Raw genomic sequence first — 20,097 nt, forward strand, 5'->3', positions numbered from 1 at the left:
TCAGAGCCCCAGCCAGACGCGCAGCGGATTGGCGGGGTCGGACAAGAGCTTGATCGTGAACGCGATGCAGACGATGACGAGCAGCGGCTTGATCAGCTTGGCGCCGATGCGCATCGCAAGCCGCGAGCCGAGCTGTGCACCGAGAAACTGGCAGACGCCCATCATCAGGCCAACCTTCCAGATGATCGCGCCGAATGATACGAAGATCGCGAGCGCGCCGACGTTCGAGCCGAAGTTCAATAGCTTGGTGTGGGCGGTTGCCTTCAGCATGCCGAAGCCCGCCAGCGACACGAAGCCGAGCATGAGGAACGAGCCGGTGCCGGGGCCGAAAACGCCGTCGTAAAAGCCGATGGCAGGCACCAGTGTGAGGCCGAAGGCAAAGGGTGTGATGCGGCGGTGCTTGTCGACGTCGCCAAGATTCGGCTTCAGCGCGAAGTAGAGCGCGATCGCGATCAGCAGGACCGGCATGATTGCCCTCAGCACATCGCCCGGCACGATCGTCGCAAGTGCCGCGCCGAGCGCGCCACCCATGACGGCCATCAACGCCATCGGCAGCTGATCGCGCAGGTTCACGTGGCCCTTGCGTGCATAGGCGATGGTGGCCGATGCCGCGCCGAAGACCGATTGCACCTTGTTGGTGCCCAGCGTCTGCAGGGGCGGGATGCCCGCGATCAGCATTGCCGGAACGGTGATGAGGCCACCACCACCGGCGATGGCATCCACGAAACCGGCAAGGAAAGCTGCGAGAGCGAGGAGAAAAAGCAGGTGGGGGGCAAGATCGGACAAGGGGAAACCTGTGGGGCTGCTAATGCGCTGTGTCGTCGCGCTTGTTGCATTTACCTGACGGGGCTGCAATGGCTTGCGTGACACAGGCAACCGGCATTTCGCGCATATGACCGCACTCTCCTTCGATACCACCCGCCGCTACGTGCTCGGCCTCGGCTGCGAGCGCGCGACATCGGCTGACGAGGTCATGGCGCTGGTCGCTTCGGCCTTGGAGATGGCGGGTGCCGAGCCCGGTCAGGTTGCCGGGCTGGCTTCGATCGATTCTCGCCGCGACGAGCCGGCGATGGTGGTGGTCGCCGCGCGCCTTGCGGTTCCCGTGGTGTTCTTCGATGCCGAAACGCTCGAGCGGGAGACGCCGAGGATCAAGAACCCTTCCGATGTCGTCTTTGCGCGGGTGGGCTGCCATGGGGTTGCGGAATCCGCGGCATTGGCTGCGATCGGGCCCGATGCCGAGCTTGTGCTGCCAAAAATCAAATCAGCGCATGCGACGGCCGCGATCGCACGCGCCCTGTTGCGGAAAGAACAGCGCTCGCTATGGTGACCGCCGATGCCGCCGCAGCGGTTCTGTCGCGCGGCTGTCAAGGTATGACATGAAAACATGCAAGAGGGACGATTATGCATAAGGTGATTTACGATACGGATCCGGGTGTTGACGATGCGATGGCGCTGCTTTTCCTGCACCGTCATGCCGACATCGATCTGATCGGCATCACGACCGTGTTCGGCAACGCCTCTATCGAGACGACGACGCGCAATGCGTTGTTCCTCAAGCGCGAATGGAACATCCCGGCGCCCGTCGCCAAGGGAGCGAGTGTCACGATCGATCCGTCGCGCAAGGAAGGCGCCTGGCCGACCTTCGTGCATGGCGATGACGGGCTCGGCAACATCAACGTTCCCGAGGTCGTCGACGTGCCGCTCGATCCGCGTCCGGCCTACAAGTTCATCATCGATACCGTGCGCGCCAATCCGGGTGAGGTGACGCTGGTGGCCGTCGGGCGGATGACCAACCTTGCACTGGCGCTGAAGGAAGACCCTGAGATTGCCGGCCTTGTGAAGCAGGTCGTCATCATGGGCGGCAATTTCTATGTGCCTGGCAACGTGACACCTGTGGCCGAAGCCAATATCCATGGCGATCCCGAGGCCGCCGATATCGTGCTCACCGCGCCGTGGCAGGTTGTCGTCATCGGTCTCGATGTCACCGCCATCACCACGATGAGCCGTGGCTATCTCGGCGAGATGGCTGCCAAGGGCGACAAGGCCGTGCAGCTGCTCGACAAGCTCTCGCAGTTCTACATCGATTTCTACAAGCATGCCGTCGAGGACGGGATGATGGTGCATGACAGCTGCGCCTGCGTCTATGTCGTGGCGCCGGAGCTGTTCACCACGATCTCAGGAGCCATGCGCGTAGCCTGCGGCGGTATCGCCGATGGCCAGACGATCATCAAGCAGGACGGCCGTCGTTTCCCGCCGGGCGATTGGGACGGCCTGCCGAGCCAGATCGCCTGCACCGGCATCCAGTCGCAAGAAGTCATCGACCTGATCCGCGACACGTTGCTCAACGCTTAGTCGGCAATCATCATCGGTATTTCGGCGCAAGCGCATTGGCGAATCCATTCAGCCGCTTGCGCCGATATCCTCATAATTTGAGTCCGCTTTGGGCGCTGCAATCCGCGTGATCGTGACCTGCATCTTCGCCGCGTTTGCGGCGTTGACGTCGTCGGCCGCCGGGCATAGATCATCGTCATGATCGAAACGGTACTTTCTCACCTCCCGGCGATGGATCCCGGCAGTGTCTGGCTCGTGGGCGCGGGGCCCGGCGATCCGGGCCTTTTGACGCTGCTTGCGGTCAAGGGGCTGATGGAAGCCGATGTCATCGTGCATGATGCGTTGGTTGATGCCGAATGCCTGAAGCTGGCGCGGGCGGGCGCCGTTCTCGAATATGCGGGAAAACGCGGCGGCAAGCCTTCCGCCAAACAGCGCGACATTTCGCTTCGCCTCGTCGAGCTCGCGCAGGCGGGCAATCGTGTTCTCCGGCTGAAGGGCGGCGACCCCTTCGTCTTCGGGCGTGGCGGTGAAGAGGCGCTGACGCTGGTCGAATTTAACGTTCCGTTTCGCATCGTGCCGGGGATATCGGCGGGAATCGGCGGGCTTGCCTATGCGGGTATCCCCGTGACCCACCGCGACATCAATCATGCGGTGACGTTTTTGACCGGCCACAATTCATCGGGGCTGGTGCCGGACGCGATAAACTGGGATGCTATAGGCAAGGGCTCGCCCGTCATCGTCATGTATATGGCGATGAAGCATATTGCCGAGATCAGTGCCAACCTGATTGCCGCGGGGCGCTCGCGCGATGAGCCGGTCGCCTTCGTCTGTAACGCGTCGACGAGCGTGCAGCAGGTGCTGGAAACGACGCTCGGCGAGGCGCCGGCGGCGGCGCTGACGTCGGGCATCGAGCCGCCGGCGATCGTGGTGGTCGGCGAAGTGGTGCGGTTGCGTGGTTCTCTCGATTGGCTGGGTGCGCTGGCCGGACGACGGTTGCATCCCGATCCGTTCCGGAGGTCCGGCAGTAAGGAGACGGCATGAGTGGTCTGTTGATTGCAGCCCCGTCCTCCGGGTCGGGAAAGACGACGGTGACGCTTGGGCTCCTCAGGGCGCTTCGCAAGCGCGGGGTGGAGGTCGCGCCTGGCAAGGCGGGGCCTGATTATATCGATCCGGCCTTTCATGCTGCGGCAAGCGGCGTCGCCTGTCTCAATTTCGATCCCTGGGCGATGCGCCCCGAGCTGATTGCCGCCAACGCGACGCTGCATCGCTCCGGCGACCGGCTGCTTGTTATCGAGGCGATGATGGGCCTCTTCGACGGTGCGGCCGACGGCAAGGGGACGGCGGCGGATCTGGCGGCGATGCTTGGACTTTCGGTCGTTCTCGTGGTCGACGCTTCCCATATGTCGCAGTCCGTCGCGGCACTTGTGGCCGGCTTTGCCGGGTTCCGCGCCGATGTCCGCATCGCCGGCGTCATCTTGAACAAGGTTGGCGGCGATCGGCATGAGATGATGCTGCGCCAGGCGCTCGAGGCGAGCCGCATGCCGGTGATCGCGGTCGTGCGCCGCGACGCCGAGATCGCGCTGCCGGAGCGGCATCTTGGCCTGGTGCAGGCCGGCGAGCATGAGGCGCTGGAGAAATTCGTCGAGCACGCGGCGCAGGCGGTCTCGCAGAACTGCAATTTCGACTTCCTGATGCGTGTCGCCAGACAGGGTTTCGCTCGGCCCTCGACCGCCAATATCGACCGTTTGCCGCCGCTCGGCAGCCGGATCGCCGTGGCGCGCGATATCGCCTTTGCCTTCTGCTACGAGCACATGCTGCTCGGCTGGCGGCGTCGCGGCGCCGATATCTCGTTTTTCTCGCCGCTTGCCGACGAGCCGCCGGAACGCACCGCCGACGCCATCTATCTCCCCGGCGGCTACCCGGAACTGCATGCCGGACGGATCGCGGCTGCTTCAACCTTTCGCGAGAGCATGCGCCAGGCGGCCGAGGGCGGGGTGCGGATTTATGGGGAGTGCGGCGGCTACATGGTGATGGGCGACGGGCTGGTGGATGCCAGCGGCGAGCGCCACGAGATGCTCGGGCTGCTGCCGCTGGTCACCAGCTATGAGGAGCGCAGGCGCCATCTCGGCTATCGGCGGGTCCATCCCATCAACGGCTCGTTCTTCACGCAGCCGATGACGGCGCACGAGTTTCACTATTCGTCGGTGGTTTCGGAAGGCGAGGCGGACCGGCTTTTCAAGGTAACCGACGCATTGAACAACGATCTCGGCACGGCCGGCCTGCAGCGCTGGCAGGTGGCCGGGTCCTACATGCATCTGATCGATGTGGCGGCGCAAGTGAGCGGACCGGCGGGTAGCGCAGGCGGACCGGCACGATGAATGCGCCCATCATCCATGGCGGCGGCGTAACGGCCGCCGCAGCCCTTTATGGCGGCAAGCCGGAGGATTGGCTCGACCTTTCCACCGGTATCAGCCCCTTTCCAGCCGTCCTGCCTGAGATCCCCATGCGCGCCTGGCATCGGTTGCCGGATCAGCATCTCGTCCACGAGGCGCGCGAGGCGGCGCGGGAATATTATGGGAGCGGCGACAGCCTGCCGTTGCCGGTGCCCGGCACCCAATCGGTCATTCAGCTTCTGCCGCGCTTGATTGCGGCGGGTGGGCGGGTCGCGATTCTTGGGCCGACTTACGGTGAATATGAGCGGGCCTTCGTGATGGCCGGAGCGGCTGTAGACCGGCTTGATGGGATCGACCAGGTCGGCGACAATCACGCGTTTGTCGTCATCGTCAATCCGAACAATCCCGATGGCAGGATCTATCAGCCCGACGTGCTCGTAAATCTTTCACGCCGGTTGGCGGCGCGGGGAGGGCTTCTCGTGGTCGATGAAGCGTTCGGCGATACTGTGCCCGAGGCCAGTGTCGCCGGCCATGTCGTGGATCATGCCAACCTCATCGTCTTTCGCTCCTTCGGCAAGTTCTTCGGCCTTGCCGGACTGCGGCTTGGATTCGTCATCGCAGTAAGGGAGCTTCTCGATCGGTTCGAGAGCCTGCTCGGCCCCTGGGCTGTTTCCGGCCCTGCACTGTCGATCGCCGCTTCCCTGCTGCGCACCGATACCGAGCCGCTCCGACGCGCGATCGCTGAGCGCAGCGAAGCGATGCGTGACGTTCTGACCAAAGGCGGGCTTCGTGTTCGTGGCGGCACCGCGCTTTTTTCGCTGGTCGAAGACGAGGCGGCGGATGCGTTGCAGGCACATCTGTGCGTGCACCACATTCTGGTCCGCAAGTTCGATTATGCCCCTTCCTGGCTGCGCTTCGGCGTGACCGCGGATACCACTGGCGACCTCAGGCTCGCCGATGCCCTGATGAGCTTCAATCGATGATTTTTGAACTGAATCTTCTCGTGCTGGTGCTTGCTCTGATGCTCGACAGGATCGTTGGCGATCCGGATGTGCTGTGGGCGCGGCTGCCGCACCCGATCGTGCTCTTCGGCAAGGCGATCTCGCGGACGGAGACACTGTTCAACCGGACGGAATTGCCGGGCAAGAGCCGTCGTCGTAACGGTATGCTCGTCATCGCGGCCCTGCTTTTGATCGCGATCGTCGCGGGCGTCGCGCTGCATCTCTTCTTCGCGCTGTTCGGACTTGCGGGCATCCTGCTCGAGGTTCTCTGCGTCACGGTGTTCCTGGCGCAGAAGAGCCTTGCCGATCATGTCGAGGCGGTTGCCACCGGTCTTCGCCAGGGTGGCCTCGATGGTGGGCGAAAGGCCGTGTCGATGATCGTCGGCCGCGACCCGGAAACGCTGGATGAGCCGGCCGTCTGCCGGGCGGCGATCGAAAGCCTTGCTGAGAACTTTTCCGACGGCGTCGTCGCGCCGGCGCTGTGGTATCTGGTGTTCGGCCTGCCGGGGCTGCTGGCCTACAAGATGCTCAACACGGCGGATTCGATGATCGGCCACAAGTCGGAACGCTATGTCGATTTCGGTTGGGCGTCGGCGAGGCTCGATGATCTCGCAAACTGGCCAGCGGCGCGGCTGTCGATCGCGCTGATCGCGGCGGGTGCGTGGCTGAGACGCGGCGGCGATGCCTGCCGCGAGGCGTTCAAGATCGCGATGCGCGACGGCGGCATGCATCGCTCGCCGAACTCCGGACGCCCGGAAGCGGCGATGGCTGGCGCGCTCAACGTGCAGCTCGCGGGGCCGCGGGTCTATTCCGGCGTCGTGGTGATGGAGCCGATGATCAACGGCGGCGGAAGAGAGACCGCCGTCATCGAGGATATCGACAGCGCGGTCTCCGTCTTCTATGCCAGCTGCTCGGTTCTCGCCTTTGTCGCGCTAGTGATCTTCCTGTTTCTTCTATAGATCATCGCGATACTGTTATCATATTGATTACCATGCTCCTTAAGCGGATGTAACGTCTCCCGGCGTAGTCTTGTTCAACTGTATTCATGCAGAATGAACGAGGGGACGATGAGAACTATACTTGCAGGAGCTGCGGCGATCGTATTGCTGCAGTTATCGGCCGTTGCTGCCGAGGCCTCGACCCTGATCGCGAAGATCAGCATCAGCTCGCAAACGATGACGGTCACCGAAAACGGCTTCGTCAAATATCGCTGGAAGGTTTCCACGGCGCGCTCCGGTTATAGGACGCCAGTCGGTTCGTGGAGCGCCAAGTGGCTGTCGCGCGATCATCGCTCGAAGAAGTATGACGATGCGCCGATGCCATACGCCGTGTTCTTCAATGGCGGTTATGCCGTGCATGCGACCTTCGATCTCAAGCGTCTCGGGCGCCCGGCATCCCATGGGTGCATTCGCCTGCATCCCAATAATGCGGCGCAGTTTTTCGACATGACGCGGCAGGCGGGACTGGCCAATACGCGGGTTGTCGTCACTAACTAAGCGAGGCGAAACGTCGCGGAAACGGTTGCCGGCTGCCTTTCGGTGCATGCTGTTTAAGCAACAGTGCCTGCGCAAATTGCGCCTCGGGTTGGACGAAAGCATTGGCTTTTGAAATGGATTTGCCTATGAGGGGGAAAACTATCATTTCCAAGAGGTACAGGCGTGACCGCTACATTCGATAAAGTTGCCGACATCATTGCAGAAACCAGCGAGATCGATCGTGATACGATCACGCCGGAAAGCCATACGATCGACGACCTCGGTATCGACAGCCTCGACTTCCTCGATATCGTTTTCGCCATCGACAAGGAATTCGGCATCAAGATCCCGCTCGAAAAGTGGACGCAGGAAGTCAACGAGGGCAAGGTCTCCACGTCGGAGTACTTCGTGCTGAAGAACCTCTGCGCCAAGATCGACGAACTGCGCGCCGCCAAGGCCTGATCGATACGCACAATTTTTTTCTCCGCCCTGTCGCCATTCACCATGGCGGCCGGGCGGTTTTGTTACTAAGTAGGCCCACAGGGTCGCGCTTTGCGAAATCGGCTCCGATTTTCGCAAGGCTCGGTTCTGTCGATTAAAAAATGATAGAGCGTCCATTGTGCGTCCATTCGGATGCACGGCGCTCTAGCCGACGGCATGTTGCCTGTGCGGCCGGAGGATCCGATGCTCCTGGAATACTTCCAGATGATCGATCGCGTCGAGGCGGTCGACCTTCAGACCAAGACACTCAAGGCACGCTCCGTCGTGCCGGCCAAGAGCCCGGTGTTCGAAGGTCATTTTCCCGGCATGCCCCTTGTCCCGGGCGTGCTTCTCATTGAAACCATGGCGCAGGCATCCGGCATGCTGGTGCTGGCGGCGACCGATTTCGCGGCCATGCCGTTCCTGATGTCGGTCGACGGCGCGAAGATGCGCACTTTCGTCGAGCCGGAGGCGGTCCTCGATATCGAGGCGTTTCTGGAGCACGACGGATCGGGCTTCGCTGTCACCAAGGCCAAGATCACCAGCGGCGGCAAGAAGGTTTGCGACGCGCAGCTGAAGCTGCGCACCATGCCTTTCAGCGAAATACCGCTCGGTGACATCGTCAAGAAACGCGCCAGTGAAATCGGCCTGATGGATGCAATCGCTGCGCAGGGAGTAAATGGATGAGCAAGGCTCAGAATGATGTCGTCATCACGGGCGTCGGTATCGTAACCTGTCAGGGCGTCGGCAAGGAGCCGCATATCGCGCTGCTCAACGCCGCCGAAGCGCCGAAGACGGTTGTCGAGACCGAGAAGTTCAAGCCCTATCCGATCCATCCGCTGCCCGAGGTGGACTGGTCTCTGCAGATCGCCAAGCGCGGTGATCAGCGGCAGATGGAAAACTGGCAGCGCATTGGCGTGTTCGCGGCGGGCCTTGCGCTCGACGACGCCGGTCTCAAGGACAATGTCGAAGCCTGCGGCACGATGGACATGATCGTGGCGGCCGGCGGCGGCGAGCGCGACATCAATGTCGATACGCTGATCGTCGACGAAGGCCTGAAGCGCAACGACCGCGAAGTGCTGCTCAACGAGAAGCTCACGACCGAGCTTCGTCCGACGCTCTTCCTGGCTCAGCTCTCCAACCTGCTTGCCGGCAATATCTCGATCGTTCACAAGGTCACCGGCTCCTCGCGCACCTTCATGGGTGAGGAATCGGCCGGTATCTCCGCCGTAGAGACCGCGTTCTACCGTATCAAGTCGGGCGAATCCTCGCATGCGCTGGTTGGCGGCGCGTTTTCGGCCGAGCGTCTCGACATGGTTCTGCTGTTCGAAGCGATCGGCTCGCATTCGCGCGGCGAATGGCAGCCTTTGTGGTCGCGCAACGACGGCGGCATCACCAGCGGTTCGCTCGGCGCGTTCCTGGTGCTCGAATCGCGGGCGCATGCCGAAGCGCGTGGTGCCCATATCTATTCGACGATCTCGTCCATCGAAGGTGATCGCGGCAATCGCGGTGCCGGCAATCTCGAAAAGCGCCTTGAGCGGCTGCTCGAGCCGGCCAGGGGCCTGCCTGCCGAGAGCACGGCGATCTTTTCCGGTTCCTCCGGCATGCCCGAGCTCGCGTCGCGCGAGAAGGCGGTTCTGGAGCATCAGCTGCCGGGCGCGGCCATCCGTGGCTTCGGCGGCGTGACCGGCCATGGGCTGGAGGCGCACTTCACCCTCGGGCTGGCGCTGGCTGCCCTTGCCATCGACGGCGAGGCCAAGGTGCCGGCATTCGACGGCGCCCATGAAAAATCCATGAGTTCAGGCACGAAGGCTGCGGTCGTCACGACGGTCGGGCATCAGCGTGGCGAAGGCGTCGCCGTTCTGTCGGCGGACGCGTGAGGAGCAGGCACATGACGGATCAAGCTTACAAGGATCATCTCGGCCGCCCGATCGTGGCTGTTACCGGCGTCGGCATCATGACCTCGCTGGGGCAGGGCCTCAAGGACAACTGGTCGGCGCTGATATCGGGCAAGTCGGGTATCCACGATATCAACCGCTTTCCGACGGACGGTCTTTCGACGCGCATCGCCGGCACGGTCGATTTCATCGACGTTCCGGCGCCGAACGCCGTCGAGCGCTCCTACGCGTTCGCGCGGGAGACGACGATCGAGGCACTGGCCGATGCCGATATATCAGGCGACTTCAACGGACCGCTGTTTCTCGCAGCACCGCCGATCGAGCCGGAGTGGATTGCCCGCTTCGAACTCGGCGATCGTTCGCCGCCGCCCTCGCAGCCGGGCGATGCCTATGACCGTTTCCTGACGGCCATGCGCCAGCGTCCCGATCCGGCCTTCCATGAGGCGGCGCTGTTCGGCGCCATTTCGGAGCGCCTGGCCGATCGTTTCGGTACGCGCGGTCTTCCGGTGACGCTGTCGACGGCCTGTGCTTCGGGCGCGACCGCGATCCAGCTCGGCATCGAGGCGATCCGCCAGGGCCGCACGAACCGCGCGCTTGCTGTTGCGACCGACGGCTCGGTGAGTGCTGAGGCGCTGATCCGCTTCTCGCTGCTCTCGGCGCTGTCGACGCAGAACGACAATCCGACCAAGGCCTCCAAGCCGTTCAGCAAGGACCGCGACGGCTTCGTCATCGCGGAAGGTGCGGCGACGCTGGTGCTGGAATCGCTGGAGTCGGCGATCGCGCGCGGCGCAAAGGTTCTCGGCATCATGAAGGGCGCCGGCGAAAAGGCCGACAGCTTCCACCGCACACGGTCTTCGCCGGATGGCGGCCCGGCGATCGCGACGATCCGCGCGGCTCTTGCCGATGCCGGCATGGATGAAGGCGATATCGGCTACATCAACGCGCACGGCACCTCGACGCCTGAGAACGACAAGATGGAATATGGGTCTATGCTCGCTGTCTTCGGCGACCGCATGGCCTCCATCCCGCTGTCGTCGAACAAGTCGATGATCGGCCATACGCTTACGGCGGCTGGTGCCGTGGAAGCCGTGTTCTCGCTGCAGACGATGCGCACCGGCACGCTGCCGCCGACCATCAACTACACCAACCCTGATCCGGCGATCGTTCTCGACGTGGTGCCGAATGTGAAGCGGGACGCGCAGGTCAACGCCGTGCTTTCCAACTCCTTCGGCTTCGGCGGCCAGAACGCCAGCCTTGTCATGGCGCTGGAACCGGCTTAGAGACCCTTGCCATCTGAATAAGCGGCCCTCATCCCTGTGCCCAGACTCGTCCGGGCGAAGTCACAGGGATCCAGCTGCGCCGCGTCTGCGGCGCGAAGGAGTCTTTCCAGCCCAAGGACTTGGGCTGGCTGGATTCCTGTGACAAGCACAGGAATGAGGGAAATTACGATAAGGAAGACTGAAACTATGCGCGCTCTGCAACTGATCGACGACCGCAAGCTTGAGATCACCGATCTGCCTGAACCCGATGCGCCCGGCGCCGGCGAAGTGACGCTGCGCGTCAAGGCGGTTGCGCTAAACCATATCGACGTCTGGGGCTGGCGCGGCATGGCGTTTGCCAAGCGCAAGATGCCGCTCGTCATCGGCGCCGAGGCATCCGGTGTCGTCGAGGCGATCGGGCCGGGCGTCTCCAATGTGCTTCCGGGCCAGCTGGTCGCCGTCTATGGCGCGCGCACCTGCGGCCTCTGCCGTCCGTGCCGCGAAGGGCGCGACAATCTTTGCGAACACGTCTCGGGCGTGCACGGCTTCCATCTCGACGGTTTCGCGCAGGAGAAGGTCAACCTTCCGGCGCGCCTGCTGGTGCCTGCACCTCCCGGCGTCGATGCCGTTGGCGCTGCCGTTGCACCGGTTACCTTCGGTACCGTCGAGCACATGCTGTTCGACAACGCCAAGCTGGAGCCGGGCGAAACCATTCTCGTCCATGCCGGCGGGTCCGGCATCGGCACGGCAGCAATCCAACTTGCCAAGAAGATCGGCTGCACCGTCATCACCACCGTTGGCTCCGACGACAAGATCGAGAAGGCCAAGGCGCTCGGCGCCGATCACGTCATCAACTACCGCACGGATCGCTTCGAGGGCGTGGTGCGCAAGCTCACCAAGAAGAAGGGCGTCGACGTCGTCTTCGAACATGTGGGCAAGGATACCTGGGCTGGTTCGATGCTCTGCCTCAAGCGCGGCGGACGTCTCGTAACCTGCGGCTCGACATCGGGCGTCTCCACCGACATGAACCTGATGATGCTGTTCCAGCAGCAGCTGAAGCTGCTCGGCTCCTTCGGCTGCCGCATTGAAAACATGGCCGACGCCATGCAGAAGATGGGCCGCGGCCTCGTGCACCCCGTCATCGACACCGAAGTCAGTTTCGACGACATCGACCGGGCGCTGGAGCGCATGGAATCGCGCCAGATCTTCGGCAAGATCATCCTGAAGATGGATTGATCCCTTGGAGCTGTTCATCACCCGGATCGTCCTGAAACTGGACCATTTTCGCCAGTGGCTGATCGCGCAGGTGATGTTCGGCTTCCTGAACTTCCTGAAGATCTTCCCGGCCGACGGGGCGATCAACTTCATCGACTGGCTGATGCGCAAGATCGGCCCGAAGATGAAGCGCCACAAGCTGATTCTGGCCAATCTCCGCAACGCCTTTCCCGAAAAGAGCGATGAGGAGATCAACCAGATCGCGCTTGGCAGCTGGGCCAATATGGGCCGGCTTGCGGCGGAGTACGTGTTTCTCGACCGTCTGTTCGATTTCGATCCCGAAAAGAGCGAGCCTGGCAGGGTGGAGGTATCGGGTATCCCGATCTTCCTCGATCTCCTGGAAAATCCGCGTCCGTTCATCGTCTTTACCGGCCATACCGGCAATTTCGAGCTGCTGCCGGTGGCCGGTGCCGCCTTCGGGCTCTATGTCAGCGTTCTCTTCCGGCCGCCGAACAATCCTTACGTGGCGCAGAAGGTGTTCGATTTCCGCAGCGCCCGCATGGGCAAGCTCGTTCCGTCGCATGCCGGATCGTCCTTTGCGCTCGCCCGTCAGCTGGAAGCGGAGCAGGGGGTCGGCGTGCTTGTCGACCAGAAGTTCGGCCGTGGCCTGAAGACGGAATTCTTCGGCCTGCCGGTCAAGACCAATCCGTTGCTTGGTAAGCTGGTGCGCCAGTTCAACTGTGAAGTCTATCCGGCCCGCTGCATCCGCCTTCCCGGCAATCGCTATCGGCTGGAAATCGAGCCTAAGGTCGAGTTGCCGCGCGATGCGAACGGCAACCTCGATATGACCGGTACGGCGCAGCTTTTGAACGACAAGGTCGAAAGCTGGGTTCGCGAGTATCCCGAGCAGTGGCTCTGGTATCACGACCGGTGGGAAATCAAGCGCCAGATCATGTAGACGGGCGCTCCTCTCACATCTTGTCATTGAAAAACAAGGTGTCTTCGTCATTGAACATGAAACGGCGTCATGTTACCGATTTCTGACAAGAAGGGTTATGAACGGTAAATACGCCGTTTTAATCCTTTAGATCGAATCCATTCCCTCACGGAAATCGGCATGGGAGGTGTCGTGCTCGGGCTTTTTCAGGCATTCTCGTTGCGGTGTTCGCAGATTGACGAGGCCATAAGGCTTGGTGATGATGCGCGCGTAAGCAGCCTCGACGGCTCGATCGACGCGCTTATCGAAACCATCCTCGGCTATCGCGCTACCAATCTGTTCTACGCGCACATGCAGATGCAGTTTGTCGGCTGCCTGATCGATCAGTATGCCGAAGACAGCGAATCCGTGCGCGAGCATGTGAAGCTGCTCGCCTACATGATGGAGCAGTATCTCGGTTCGACCGTTCCGCGCTGGCAGATGCCGCCGCTGGAGCGCATGGACCGGGAACGCGTATCCGCGCCTGCCGCCTATGTGCCCAATACCGACAACGGCAACTTCCTGAACTCGGCGATCCTCGAATCCTTGCCGGATCGGGTTGCGGTCGTCACCAAGGATTACCGCTACCTCTACGCCAATGCCGCGAGTGCCGCCTACGCCAAGCGCAAACCGTTCGAGATGGTGGGACGGCATATCAAGGAGGTTCTCGGCGAAGCGCGCTTCGTGGACTGCATCAAGGGAATGCTCGACTCGTGTTTCGCGGGTGGAACATGCGATCAGACCTATGAACGACCTGAGGAAAACGCCGTGCATAGAACACGGTACCGCATGTCGCCGCTACGCGATTCGTCCGGCTATATCATCGGGGCGCTTATCGTCTCGCAGGATGCAGGGGCGTCATCGTCGGCGGCCGATCTGGCCGCCTGATCACGCCTTCGTCCACACCGCCAGTTCATATCCATCGGGATCGGCGAAGTGAAAGCGGTTGCCGCCTGGGAAGCCGAAAATCGGACGGACGATCGTGCCGCCCGCGTCTTCGACTGACTTGAGCGCCGCCGGCAGGTCGTCGGCGTAGAGGATGACGAGCGGGCCGCCTAGGCGGGGAGCCTCAAGATTGGTGAAGCCGCCCTTCAGCCGCCCATCGTCGAACTCGCAATAGTTGGGGCCGTAGTCGGTGAAGCGCCAGCCGAAGGCCTTGCCGTAGAACGCCTTTGGGCGCTCGATGTCGGCGACGTTGAACTCGACATAGTCGATGCGAAGCTCGGTTTTCGTAGATGTCATCGGTGTGCTTCCTAGATTTCCATCAGCTTCTTCAGCGCTTCCAGATCGCGCGCGACATGCGCCGCGTCGGCTTCGAACTGCTCGTCCGTCATATCCGGCAGCCGCAGCAATGTGAACATCACCTCGCAGCCGTCGCCATTCGGGATGATCCTCAGCGCGTTATAGACCCGCAAGCCGTTGGCGATCGTGACGGTATGGTCGAGAACGCCGAATTCGTTGTGGGGCGCGAAGCTCACGCGAACGGTGCCGAGGACGCCCTTGGCGATCCAGTCGTCGTCGCTTCTCTCCAGGCCGGATGCAAGGCCTGATGCCCAGAGCGGCATGTTTTCAGGCGCGCCGGCAAAAGCCCAGACGTCGCGCAAGTTCCGCTCGATGGACCGGTGAATGATTCTTGCCGGCATTGTCGCCATCGCTTGCTCCTCCTTCATTTTCATGGGCGGCTTAACGTCGCATATCTACCGCGCATCGTTGCCGCTCGAATGCCGCCGACGCCAAAACCGCCGACATCAGGGCCTCGTTGGCAATATGGTTCACTTCGCGCCGGACGCAATACGAGACCGATCCGAGGCGAATCGAACTTGCCGTACGAGCCAGAGAGTGCCACAACACCCGTCCAATTTGACTAAAGCGCCTCGCGATCTTTCAGATTCACTCGTTGCGCTTTAGATCTTTGTTTTACCGCATGTCGTTATCGCAAAACCGCTTCACACTTTTGCGCGACATGCTCTAACCGGAGAGATATCGTGGAAAAGGCAGAAATCGGGCTGATCGGCCTTGCGGTCATGGGTTCCAACCTCGCTCTGAACATTGCTGAAAAGGGCAACAAGATTGCGGTCTTCAACCGCACGCCCGACAAGACGGACGAGTTCTACGAGAGCGCCGGCGATCTGAAGAAGCAGATCATTCCGTGCAAGACGATCGAGGAATTCGTCGAGGCGATCCGCCCGCCGCGCCCGATCATCATCATGATCAAGGCCGGCGAGCCTGTTGATCAGCAGATGGAGCTGCTGCGTCCGCATCTCTCCAAGGGCGACATCATGATCGATGCCGGCAACGCCAACTTCCGCGACACGATCGCCCGCTTCGACCGCCTCAAGGACACCGACCTGACCTTCATCGGCATGGGTGTTTCGGGTGGCGAGGAAGGTGCGCGTCACGGCCCGTCGATCATGGTCGGCGGCACGGAAGACTCGTGGAAGCGCGTCGAGCCGGTGTTGACCTCGATCGCCGCCAAGTACAAGGGCGACCCGTGCGTTGCCTGGCTCGGCAATGACGGCGCCGGTCACTTCGTCAAGACGATCCACAACGGCATCGAATATGCCGACATGCAGATGATCGCCGAAATCTACGGCATCCTGCGCGACGGTCTCGGCAAGAGCGCCAAGGACATCTCCGGCATCTTCGGCGACTGGAACAAGGGCCGCCTGAACTCCTACCTGATCGAGATCTCCGAGAAGGTTCTGGCAGCCACCGACCCGATCTCCGGCGGTGCGATGGTCGACATGATCCTCGACAAGGCCGGCCAGAAGGGCACCGGCAAGTGGTCGGCGATCGAAGCGCAGAACATGGGCATTCCGGCAACGGCGATCGAAGCGGCCGTTGCTGCCCGCAGCCTGTCGTCGATGAAGACCGAGCGCGAAGCCGCCGAGAAGATCTTCGGCAAGCCGGAATACAACTTCCAAGTCGCCTACGGTCCCGAGCTCGTCAAGGATCTGGAACTGGCTCTGTTCGCCGCCAAGATCGGCGCCTACGCTCAGGGCTTCGCTGTGATGGCGGAAGCCTCGCGCGAGTTCAAGTGGTCGCTGCCGATGCCAACCATTGCCAAGATCTGGCGTGACGGCTGCATCATCCGCTCGCAGTTCCTCGACGAGATCACCTCGGCCTTCACCAAGGCGCCTGACGTTGCCAACCTGATCGTGACGCCGGCCTTCGCGGACATGGTCAAGGAATCGCTGCCGGCGCTTCGCCGCGTTGTCGGCGCAGCGCTTCAGGCCGGCCTGCCGGTTCCGGCGCTCACCTCGGCGCTCACCTACTTCGACGCCTACCGCCAGGGCCGCGGCACCGCCAACCTGATCCAGGCACAGCGCGACTTCTTCGGCGCCCACGGCTTCGATCGCCTCGACGGCAAGGACTTCCACCACGGCCCATGGGGCAGCGGTGCGGCGACCTTCTAAGGCTCGATTGGATAACGAAAGGCCCGGTTTCGATCGGGCTTTTTTGCGTCTTGGGTAAGAGCTTCCGCATTGAAGTTGCATCAATGCGCCATACAGTCGCAGCGTTATCACTTTACGCTAGCTTGAGTTTCGATATCAAATCAGCAACGATCTCATTCGCGTTCATCGTTGCTGTGTCTACAGCGATAGGGGTTTGCCCCCAGTCCTCGTAGTGTCGCTCGATAATAGCCTTCCAACTCGGTTTTATCAGTCCCGCGACATCTGTAACTCTGGTCTCCACCCGGCGACGATGTTCAGTTTGGTCTGAGCATACGACTTCGATTTCCACGGCTGAGACGCAAGCGCGCCGTGCAACGAGAAGCCATGCGTCTCTGGTGACACGCAGGCCATTTACGGAATCCGCGATGACCGTATGACCTAGCGCCAGATTGTCTTCGGCAACTCTATAAGCTGCCACATAACCGGCGGGACCGACCTCGAAATCGACGCCATGATATTCACGGATACTTTGCTCGATTGTATCGACGCGGACGTAGACGCCACTAATCTCTTGCGCTAGGTGACGGGCAATCGTCGTCTTTCCAGAACCCGGCAAGCCGCCAAAAATAATGAGCATCTTTTGATCTTCCGCTGCTTACATTGTTTGAGGAGCCTACAGGAGATATGGTGTTTGCGACGAAATACTCGATTGTGAGGAGGTGGCTCGACCGCCTTCTTTGGCAGCCCAACTCATCATCGCTCAGGCCTTCCACACCGGCTGACTGACGCTCTGCAGCAGTTCCGGCTCGACGCCGTCGATGCGGGCGATGACGGCCTTGGCCATTTCGCGGCCGGCGTGGCGGACGTCTTCATAGGCGGTGATGATCTCCGGGCGGATCCAGTTGAGGATCGGCGCCGATTCCTTCGAGGCCATGTCGACATCGTAGCCGAGGCGCTTGCCGGCGGCTTCGATGCCGGCGTTGACGGCGATGGCGGCGCTGCCGGCGAGACAGACGATGCCGTCAGGTGCGTTGCTGGAGCGCATCATGGTCTCGACGGCGTTGCGGATATCGTCCAGCGGCGTGTCGATGGTGACACGCAGCGGCACTTCCTCGGCGCCGTAGTCATGCAGGCCGGTCTGGAAGCCGATACGCGTGTGCGTGTAATAGGTGAGCTTGCTAGGGGGCTGGAGGAGGGCGATGCGCTTGCGGCCGCGCGCGACCAGCTTTTCGACTGCCTGGTGGGCGAAGGCTTCGTTATCGAAGTCGTGGAACGGGTGCATCAGCCCGGCATCGGTTCGTCCATGCGTGGCGAATGGCATGTTGCGCTCGCTGAGCAGGCGCACACGGGGATCGTCGGGCTCGATGCGGGAGATGATGACGCCGTCGGCCGAGCCTGTCTCCAGGATGTAGCGGACCGGCAGCATCGGATCCTTGCTGTGCGAATGCGGCGTGACGACGATGTGATAGGGGGTGCCGGTCAGGACCTCGGAGATGCCGAAGACCAGCTGGCTCGAGAAACCCATAATCTCTTCGTCGATGCTCAGAACGAGCGCGATGACGTTGGTCTTACCGGTTCTGAGGCGCACGCCGGCGCGGTTCGGCTGATAGCCGAGCTGGCTTGCCACCATCCGCACGCGTTCCTTGGTCTCCGCGCCGATGTCGGGTGCATCCTTCAATGCGCGAGAAACCGTGGTGATACCGAGGCCGGTCATGAAGGCAATCGTCTTCAGTGTCGGTCTCTCCCGAGAAGCCTCGGTCACCGTCGTCCCGAAATTCGCTTTGTTTTTCATCCCTCTAGGCCGTCCTACGCGATTTGGTTCGCTTATAGATGCTTTTCGCAGCACTGTAAGCCCGAATACACAAATGCCGTTCCCTCCCACGGGCCTTAAAATCTGTAACGTTACAGTGAAATTGTCGAGCGATTTTTGCGATGGTTTTTGCGCGTATACGCTCAATGGTTGAATCTGTGGTTTTTATGCGAATTTTTTGCACTTGCGAACGATAGTGAGAAATTACGTCATGATACCAGTTGAATAAAACACACAAAAACAGACATATAAAAGCAATGTGCACTTGCACATGCGGGCGCCACGCCTTTGCAAAGGCTTGCGGGAATGGCGTTGTTTCAGCAGGCAAAGGTAGCAAAGCATGGGCTGAAAGAAAATTTTAAGGGGTGGCTGTTGCACGGCAATATCGATTGAACTAAGTTTTTCCGGCAACGTTTCAGTGAGGGAGGAGAACTCATGAATATTCGTTTGATGGCGGCAGCGCTGTGCGCATCCGTCGCCTTGCCGCTTGGTGCGGCACACGCTACCGATCTCGAAGTCACGCACTGGTGGACCTCGGGCGGCGAAGCCGCTGCCGTGGCCGAACTCGCCAAGGCATTCGACGCGACCGGCAACAAGTGGGTTGATGGTGCCATCGCCGGATCCGGCGGCACGGCGCGTCCGATCATGGTCAGCCGCATCACCGGCGGCGATCCGATGGGCGCCACGCAGTTCAACCATGGCCGTCAGGCGGAGGAGCTCGTTCAGGCCGGCCTGATGCGTGACCTGACCGATGTCGCGACCGCCGAGCACTGGAAGGACATCATCCGTCCGGCAAGCCTGCTCGACAGCTGCACGATCGACGGCAAGATCTATTGCGCGCCCGTCAACATCCACTCCTGGCAGTGGCTGTGGCTCTCGAACGCCGCCTTCAAGAAGGCTGGCGTCGAAGTGCCGAAGAACTGGGATGAATTCGTCGCTGCCGCTCCGGCCCTCGAAAAGGCCGGTATCGTGCCGCTCGCCGTCGGCGGTCAGCCGTGGCAGGCTGCAGGCGCTTTCGACACGCTGATGGTGGCGATCGCCGGCAAGGACACGTTCAACAAGGTGTTCAAGGACAAGGACGCTGACGTGGCTGCCGGTCCCGAGATCGCCAAGGTCTTCAAGGCCGCTGACGACGCCCGCAAGATGTCCAAGGGCAGCAACGTCCAGGATTGGAACCAGGCAACCAATCTGGTCATCACCGGCAAGGCCGGCGGCCAGATCATGGGCGACTGGGCGCAGGGCGAATTCGCTCTCGCCGGCCAGAAGGCCGGTACCGATTACACCTGCCTTCCGGGCCTCGGCGTGAACGAAATCATCTCCACCGGTGGTGATGCCTTCTACTTCCCGCTGCTCAAGGACGAAGCAAAGTCGAAGGCGCAGGATGTTCTCGCCAAGACGCTGCTCGATCCGAAGACCCAGGTCGCCTTCAACCTCAAGAAAGGCTCGCTGCCGGTTCGCGGTGACGTCGATCTCGAGGCTGCCAACGACTGCATGAAGAAGGGTCTCGAGATTCTGAAGAAGGGCAACATCGTCGAAGGCACCGACCAGCTGCTTTCGGCCGACAGCCAGAAGCAGAAGGAAGACCTCTTCTCGGAGTTCTTCGCCAATGCCTCGATGACGCCTGAAGACGCACAGAAGCGCTTTGCCGAAATCATCGGCTCCGCCGACTGATCGTCTGCTCGTACTGCCGCGATTCGGCTTTCCGCCCAGGAACGGGGAGCCGGATTTGCCCTAACCGCCAGTGGCGGCGGGCTCGTGGCAGTGCTTTCCCGGTGATTTCCGGCTGCGGAGGATGCGGCCGGAACCATCCGGGGCAAGAGACGGGAGCGGTGTCCGGCATAGGCCGCTGCTCTCGGTCAAAAAA

Annotated in this window: 21 protein-coding genes; 16 read left to right on the forward strand and 5 right to left on the reverse strand. The window is 61.6% G+C overall.

The window, feature by feature from the left end:
• Positions 1 to 786 (reverse strand): TSUP family transporter, encoded by a 786-nt coding sequence (locus AC1DOG_RS03150; RefSeq protein ID WP_477926792.1) that lies wholly within the window; start codon positions 784 to 786, stop codon positions 1 to 3.
• Between the two features lie 106 nt (positions 787 to 892).
• Between AC1DOG_RS03150 and AC1DOG_RS03155 the strand changes: the two genes are divergently transcribed.
• The 14 genes from AC1DOG_RS03155 to AC1DOG_RS03220 all read left to right on the forward strand — a co-directional run bounded on the left by AC1DOG_RS03155 (position 893) and on the right by AC1DOG_RS03220 (position 13,916).
• Entirely contained in the window at positions 893 to 1,327 is a 435-nt protein-coding gene (locus AC1DOG_RS03155; protein WP_477926887.1) for a cobalamin biosynthesis protein, read from the forward strand.
• Positions 1,328 to 1,401: 74 nt separating this feature from the next.
• On the forward strand, positions 1,402 to 2,352 hold the full coding sequence (locus tag AC1DOG_RS03160) for a nucleoside hydrolase (RefSeq protein ID WP_113199909.1): 951 nt from the start codon (positions 1,402 to 1,404) through the stop codon (positions 2,350 to 2,352).
• A gap of 177 nt (positions 2,353 to 2,529) precedes the next feature.
• Positions 2,530 to 3,372 (forward strand): uroporphyrinogen-III C-methyltransferase, encoded by an 843-nt coding sequence (gene cobA / locus AC1DOG_RS03165; protein ID WP_477926793.1) that lies wholly within the window; start codon positions 2,530 to 2,532, stop codon positions 3,370 to 3,372.
• Positions 3,369 to 4,709, forward strand: a complete 1,341-nt coding sequence (locus AC1DOG_RS03170; RefSeq protein WP_477926794.1) for a cobyrinate a,c-diamide synthase — start codon at positions 3,369 to 3,371, stop codon at positions 4,707 to 4,709. The genes cobA and AC1DOG_RS03170 overlap by 4 nt, the downstream gene beginning before the upstream one ends.
• Complete coding sequence (gene cobD, locus AC1DOG_RS03175; RefSeq protein ID WP_477926795.1) at positions 4,706 to 5,707, forward strand: threonine-phosphate decarboxylase CobD; 1,002 nt, start codon at positions 4,706 to 4,708, stop codon at positions 5,705 to 5,707. Before AC1DOG_RS03170 ends, cobD begins: the two co-directional genes overlap by 4 nt.
• Entirely contained in the window at positions 5,704 to 6,684 is a 981-nt protein-coding gene (cbiB, locus tag AC1DOG_RS03180) for an adenosylcobinamide-phosphate synthase CbiB (RefSeq protein WP_477926796.1), read from the forward strand. The genes cobD and cbiB overlap by 4 nt, the downstream gene beginning before the upstream one ends.
• A gap of 108 nt (positions 6,685 to 6,792) precedes the next feature.
• Entirely contained in the window at positions 6,793 to 7,221 is a 429-nt protein-coding gene (locus AC1DOG_RS03185) for a L,D-transpeptidase (protein ID WP_026283377.1), read from the forward strand.
• Positions 7,222 to 7,383: 162 nt separating this feature from the next.
• Positions 7,384 to 7,662, forward strand: a complete 279-nt coding sequence (locus tag AC1DOG_RS03190; protein ID WP_018900650.1) for an acyl carrier protein — start codon at positions 7,384 to 7,386, stop codon at positions 7,660 to 7,662.
• A 222-nt stretch (positions 7,663 to 7,884) separates the two neighbouring features.
• Positions 7,885 to 8,367 (forward strand): 3-hydroxyacyl-ACP dehydratase FabZ family protein, encoded by a 483-nt coding sequence (locus AC1DOG_RS03195; RefSeq protein ID WP_026283376.1) that lies wholly within the window; start codon positions 7,885 to 7,887, stop codon positions 8,365 to 8,367.
• Positions 8,364 to 9,560: a beta-ketoacyl-ACP synthase gene (locus AC1DOG_RS03200; RefSeq protein ID WP_113199904.1), complete on the forward strand. Its 1,197-nt coding sequence runs from the start codon at positions 8,364 to 8,366 to the stop codon at positions 9,558 to 9,560. Before AC1DOG_RS03195 ends, AC1DOG_RS03200 begins: the two co-directional genes overlap by 4 nt.
• Positions 9,561 to 9,571: 11 nt before the next feature.
• Positions 9,572 to 10,858 carry a beta-ketoacyl-ACP synthase gene (locus tag AC1DOG_RS03205; protein WP_047505454.1) on the forward strand — a complete coding sequence of 429 codons (1,287 nt, stop codon included), beginning with the start codon at positions 9,572 to 9,574 and terminating at the stop codon, positions 10,856 to 10,858.
• Between the two features lie 186 nt (positions 10,859 to 11,044).
• Positions 11,045 to 12,073: a zinc-binding dehydrogenase gene (locus tag AC1DOG_RS03210; protein WP_477926797.1), complete on the forward strand. Its 1,029-nt coding sequence runs from the start codon at positions 11,045 to 11,047 to the stop codon at positions 12,071 to 12,073.
• Positions 12,074 to 12,077: 4 nt separating this feature from the next.
• Positions 12,078 to 13,010 (forward strand): lipid A biosynthesis lauroyl acyltransferase, encoded by a 933-nt coding sequence (locus AC1DOG_RS03215; RefSeq protein WP_477926798.1) that lies wholly within the window; start codon positions 12,078 to 12,080, stop codon positions 13,008 to 13,010.
• Positions 13,011 to 13,169: 159 nt separating this feature from the next.
• Positions 13,170 to 13,916, forward strand: coding sequence for a PAS domain-containing protein (locus AC1DOG_RS03220; protein ID WP_113199901.1), 747 nt, complete (start codon positions 13,170 to 13,172; stop codon positions 13,914 to 13,916).
• On the opposite strand, the gene AC1DOG_RS03225 is transcribed toward AC1DOG_RS03220, so the two are convergent.
• Positions 13,917 to 14,270: a VOC family protein gene (locus AC1DOG_RS03225; protein ID WP_477926799.1), complete on the reverse strand. Its 354-nt coding sequence runs from the start codon at positions 14,268 to 14,270 to the stop codon at positions 13,917 to 13,919. It lies immediately after the preceding gene.
• A gap of 11 nt (positions 14,271 to 14,281) precedes the next feature.
• A complete protein-coding gene (locus AC1DOG_RS03230; protein WP_477926800.1) occupies positions 14,282 to 14,680 on the reverse strand; it encodes an SRPBCC family protein in 399 nt (132 codons plus the stop codon).
• Positions 14,681 to 15,013: 333 nt separating this feature from the next.
• On the opposite strand from AC1DOG_RS03230, the gene gndA reads away from it, so the two are divergent.
• Complete coding sequence (gene gndA / locus AC1DOG_RS03235; RefSeq protein WP_477926801.1) at positions 15,014 to 16,444, forward strand: NADP-dependent phosphogluconate dehydrogenase; 1,431 nt, start codon at positions 15,014 to 15,016, stop codon at positions 16,442 to 16,444.
• Positions 16,445 to 16,556: 112 nt separating this feature from the next.
• On the opposite strand, the gene AC1DOG_RS03240 is transcribed toward gndA, so the two are convergent.
• Both AC1DOG_RS03240 and AC1DOG_RS03245 read right to left on the reverse strand, forming a co-directional pair.
• Positions 16,557 to 17,060 carry a P-loop nucleotide/nucleoside kinase family protein gene (locus tag AC1DOG_RS03240; RefSeq protein WP_477926802.1) on the reverse strand — a complete coding sequence of 168 codons (504 nt, stop codon included), beginning with the start codon at positions 17,058 to 17,060 and terminating at the stop codon, positions 16,557 to 16,559.
• A 123-nt stretch (positions 17,061 to 17,183) separates the two neighbouring features.
• Positions 17,184 to 18,215 (reverse strand): LacI family transcriptional regulator, encoded by a 1,032-nt coding sequence (locus tag AC1DOG_RS03245; protein ID WP_477926803.1) that lies wholly within the window; start codon positions 18,213 to 18,215, stop codon positions 17,184 to 17,186.
• A 453-nt stretch (positions 18,216 to 18,668) separates the two neighbouring features.
• Here AC1DOG_RS03245 and AC1DOG_RS03250 point away from each other — a divergent pair, with 453 nt between their 5' ends.
• Positions 18,669 to 19,904, forward strand: coding sequence for an ABC transporter substrate-binding protein (locus AC1DOG_RS03250; RefSeq protein WP_113199897.1), 1,236 nt, complete (start codon positions 18,669 to 18,671; stop codon positions 19,902 to 19,904).
• Positions 19,905 to 20,097 lie beyond the last annotated feature (193 nt).

The organism is Rhizobium sp. 01N48, from assembly GCF_056399145.1.

Bases quoted from the DNA above. Each gene is read 5' to 3' on its own strand.
- cobD (WP_477926795.1), top strand. From the start codon at position 4,706: ATGAATGCGCCCATCATCCATGGCGGCGGCGTAACGGCCGCCGCAGCC.
- AC1DOG_RS03170 (WP_477926794.1), top strand. From the start codon at position 3,369: ATGAGTGGTCTGTTGATTGCAGCCCCGTCCTCCGGGTCGGGAAAGACG.
- AC1DOG_RS03195 (WP_026283376.1), top strand. From the start codon at position 7,885: ATGCTCCTGGAATACTTCCAGATGATCGATCGCGTCGAGGCGGTCGAC.
- cobA (WP_477926793.1), top strand. From the start codon at position 2,530: ATGATCGAAACGGTACTTTCTCACCTCCCGGCGATGGATCCCGGCAGT.
- AC1DOG_RS03200 (WP_113199904.1), top strand. From the start codon at position 8,364: ATGAGCAAGGCTCAGAATGATGTCGTCATCACGGGCGTCGGTATCGTA.
- AC1DOG_RS03230 (WP_477926800.1), bottom strand. From the start codon at position 14,680: ATGGCGACAATGCCGGCAAGAATCATTCACCGGTCCATCGAGCGGAAC.
- cbiB (WP_477926796.1), top strand. From the start codon at position 5,704: ATGATTTTTGAACTGAATCTTCTCGTGCTGGTGCTTGCTCTGATGCTC.
- AC1DOG_RS03210 (WP_477926797.1), top strand. From the start codon at position 11,045: ATGCGCGCTCTGCAACTGATCGACGACCGCAAGCTTGAGATCACCGAT.
- AC1DOG_RS03160 (WP_113199909.1), top strand. From the start codon at position 1,402: ATGCATAAGGTGATTTACGATACGGATCCGGGTGTTGACGATGCGATG.
- AC1DOG_RS03250 (WP_113199897.1), top strand. From the start codon at position 18,669: ATGAATATTCGTTTGATGGCGGCAGCGCTGTGCGCATCCGTCGCCTTG.
- AC1DOG_RS03185 (WP_026283377.1), top strand. From the start codon at position 6,793: ATGAGAACTATACTTGCAGGAGCTGCGGCGATCGTATTGCTGCAGTTA.
- AC1DOG_RS03220 (WP_113199901.1), top strand. From the start codon at position 13,170: ATGGGAGGTGTCGTGCTCGGGCTTTTTCAGGCATTCTCGTTGCGGTGT.
- AC1DOG_RS03245 (WP_477926803.1), bottom strand. From the start codon at position 18,215: ATGAAAAACAAAGCGAATTTCGGGACGACGGTGACCGAGGCTTCTCGG.
- AC1DOG_RS03205 (WP_047505454.1), top strand. From the start codon at position 9,572: ATGACGGATCAAGCTTACAAGGATCATCTCGGCCGCCCGATCGTGGCT.
- AC1DOG_RS03225 (WP_477926799.1), bottom strand. From the start codon at position 14,270: ATGACATCTACGAAAACCGAGCTTCGCATCGACTATGTCGAGTTCAAC.
- AC1DOG_RS03155 (WP_477926887.1), top strand. From the start codon at position 893: ATGACCGCACTCTCCTTCGATACCACCCGCCGCTACGTGCTCGGCCTC.
- AC1DOG_RS03240 (WP_477926802.1), bottom strand. From the start codon at position 17,060: ATGCTCATTATTTTTGGCGGCTTGCCGGGTTCTGGAAAGACGACGATT.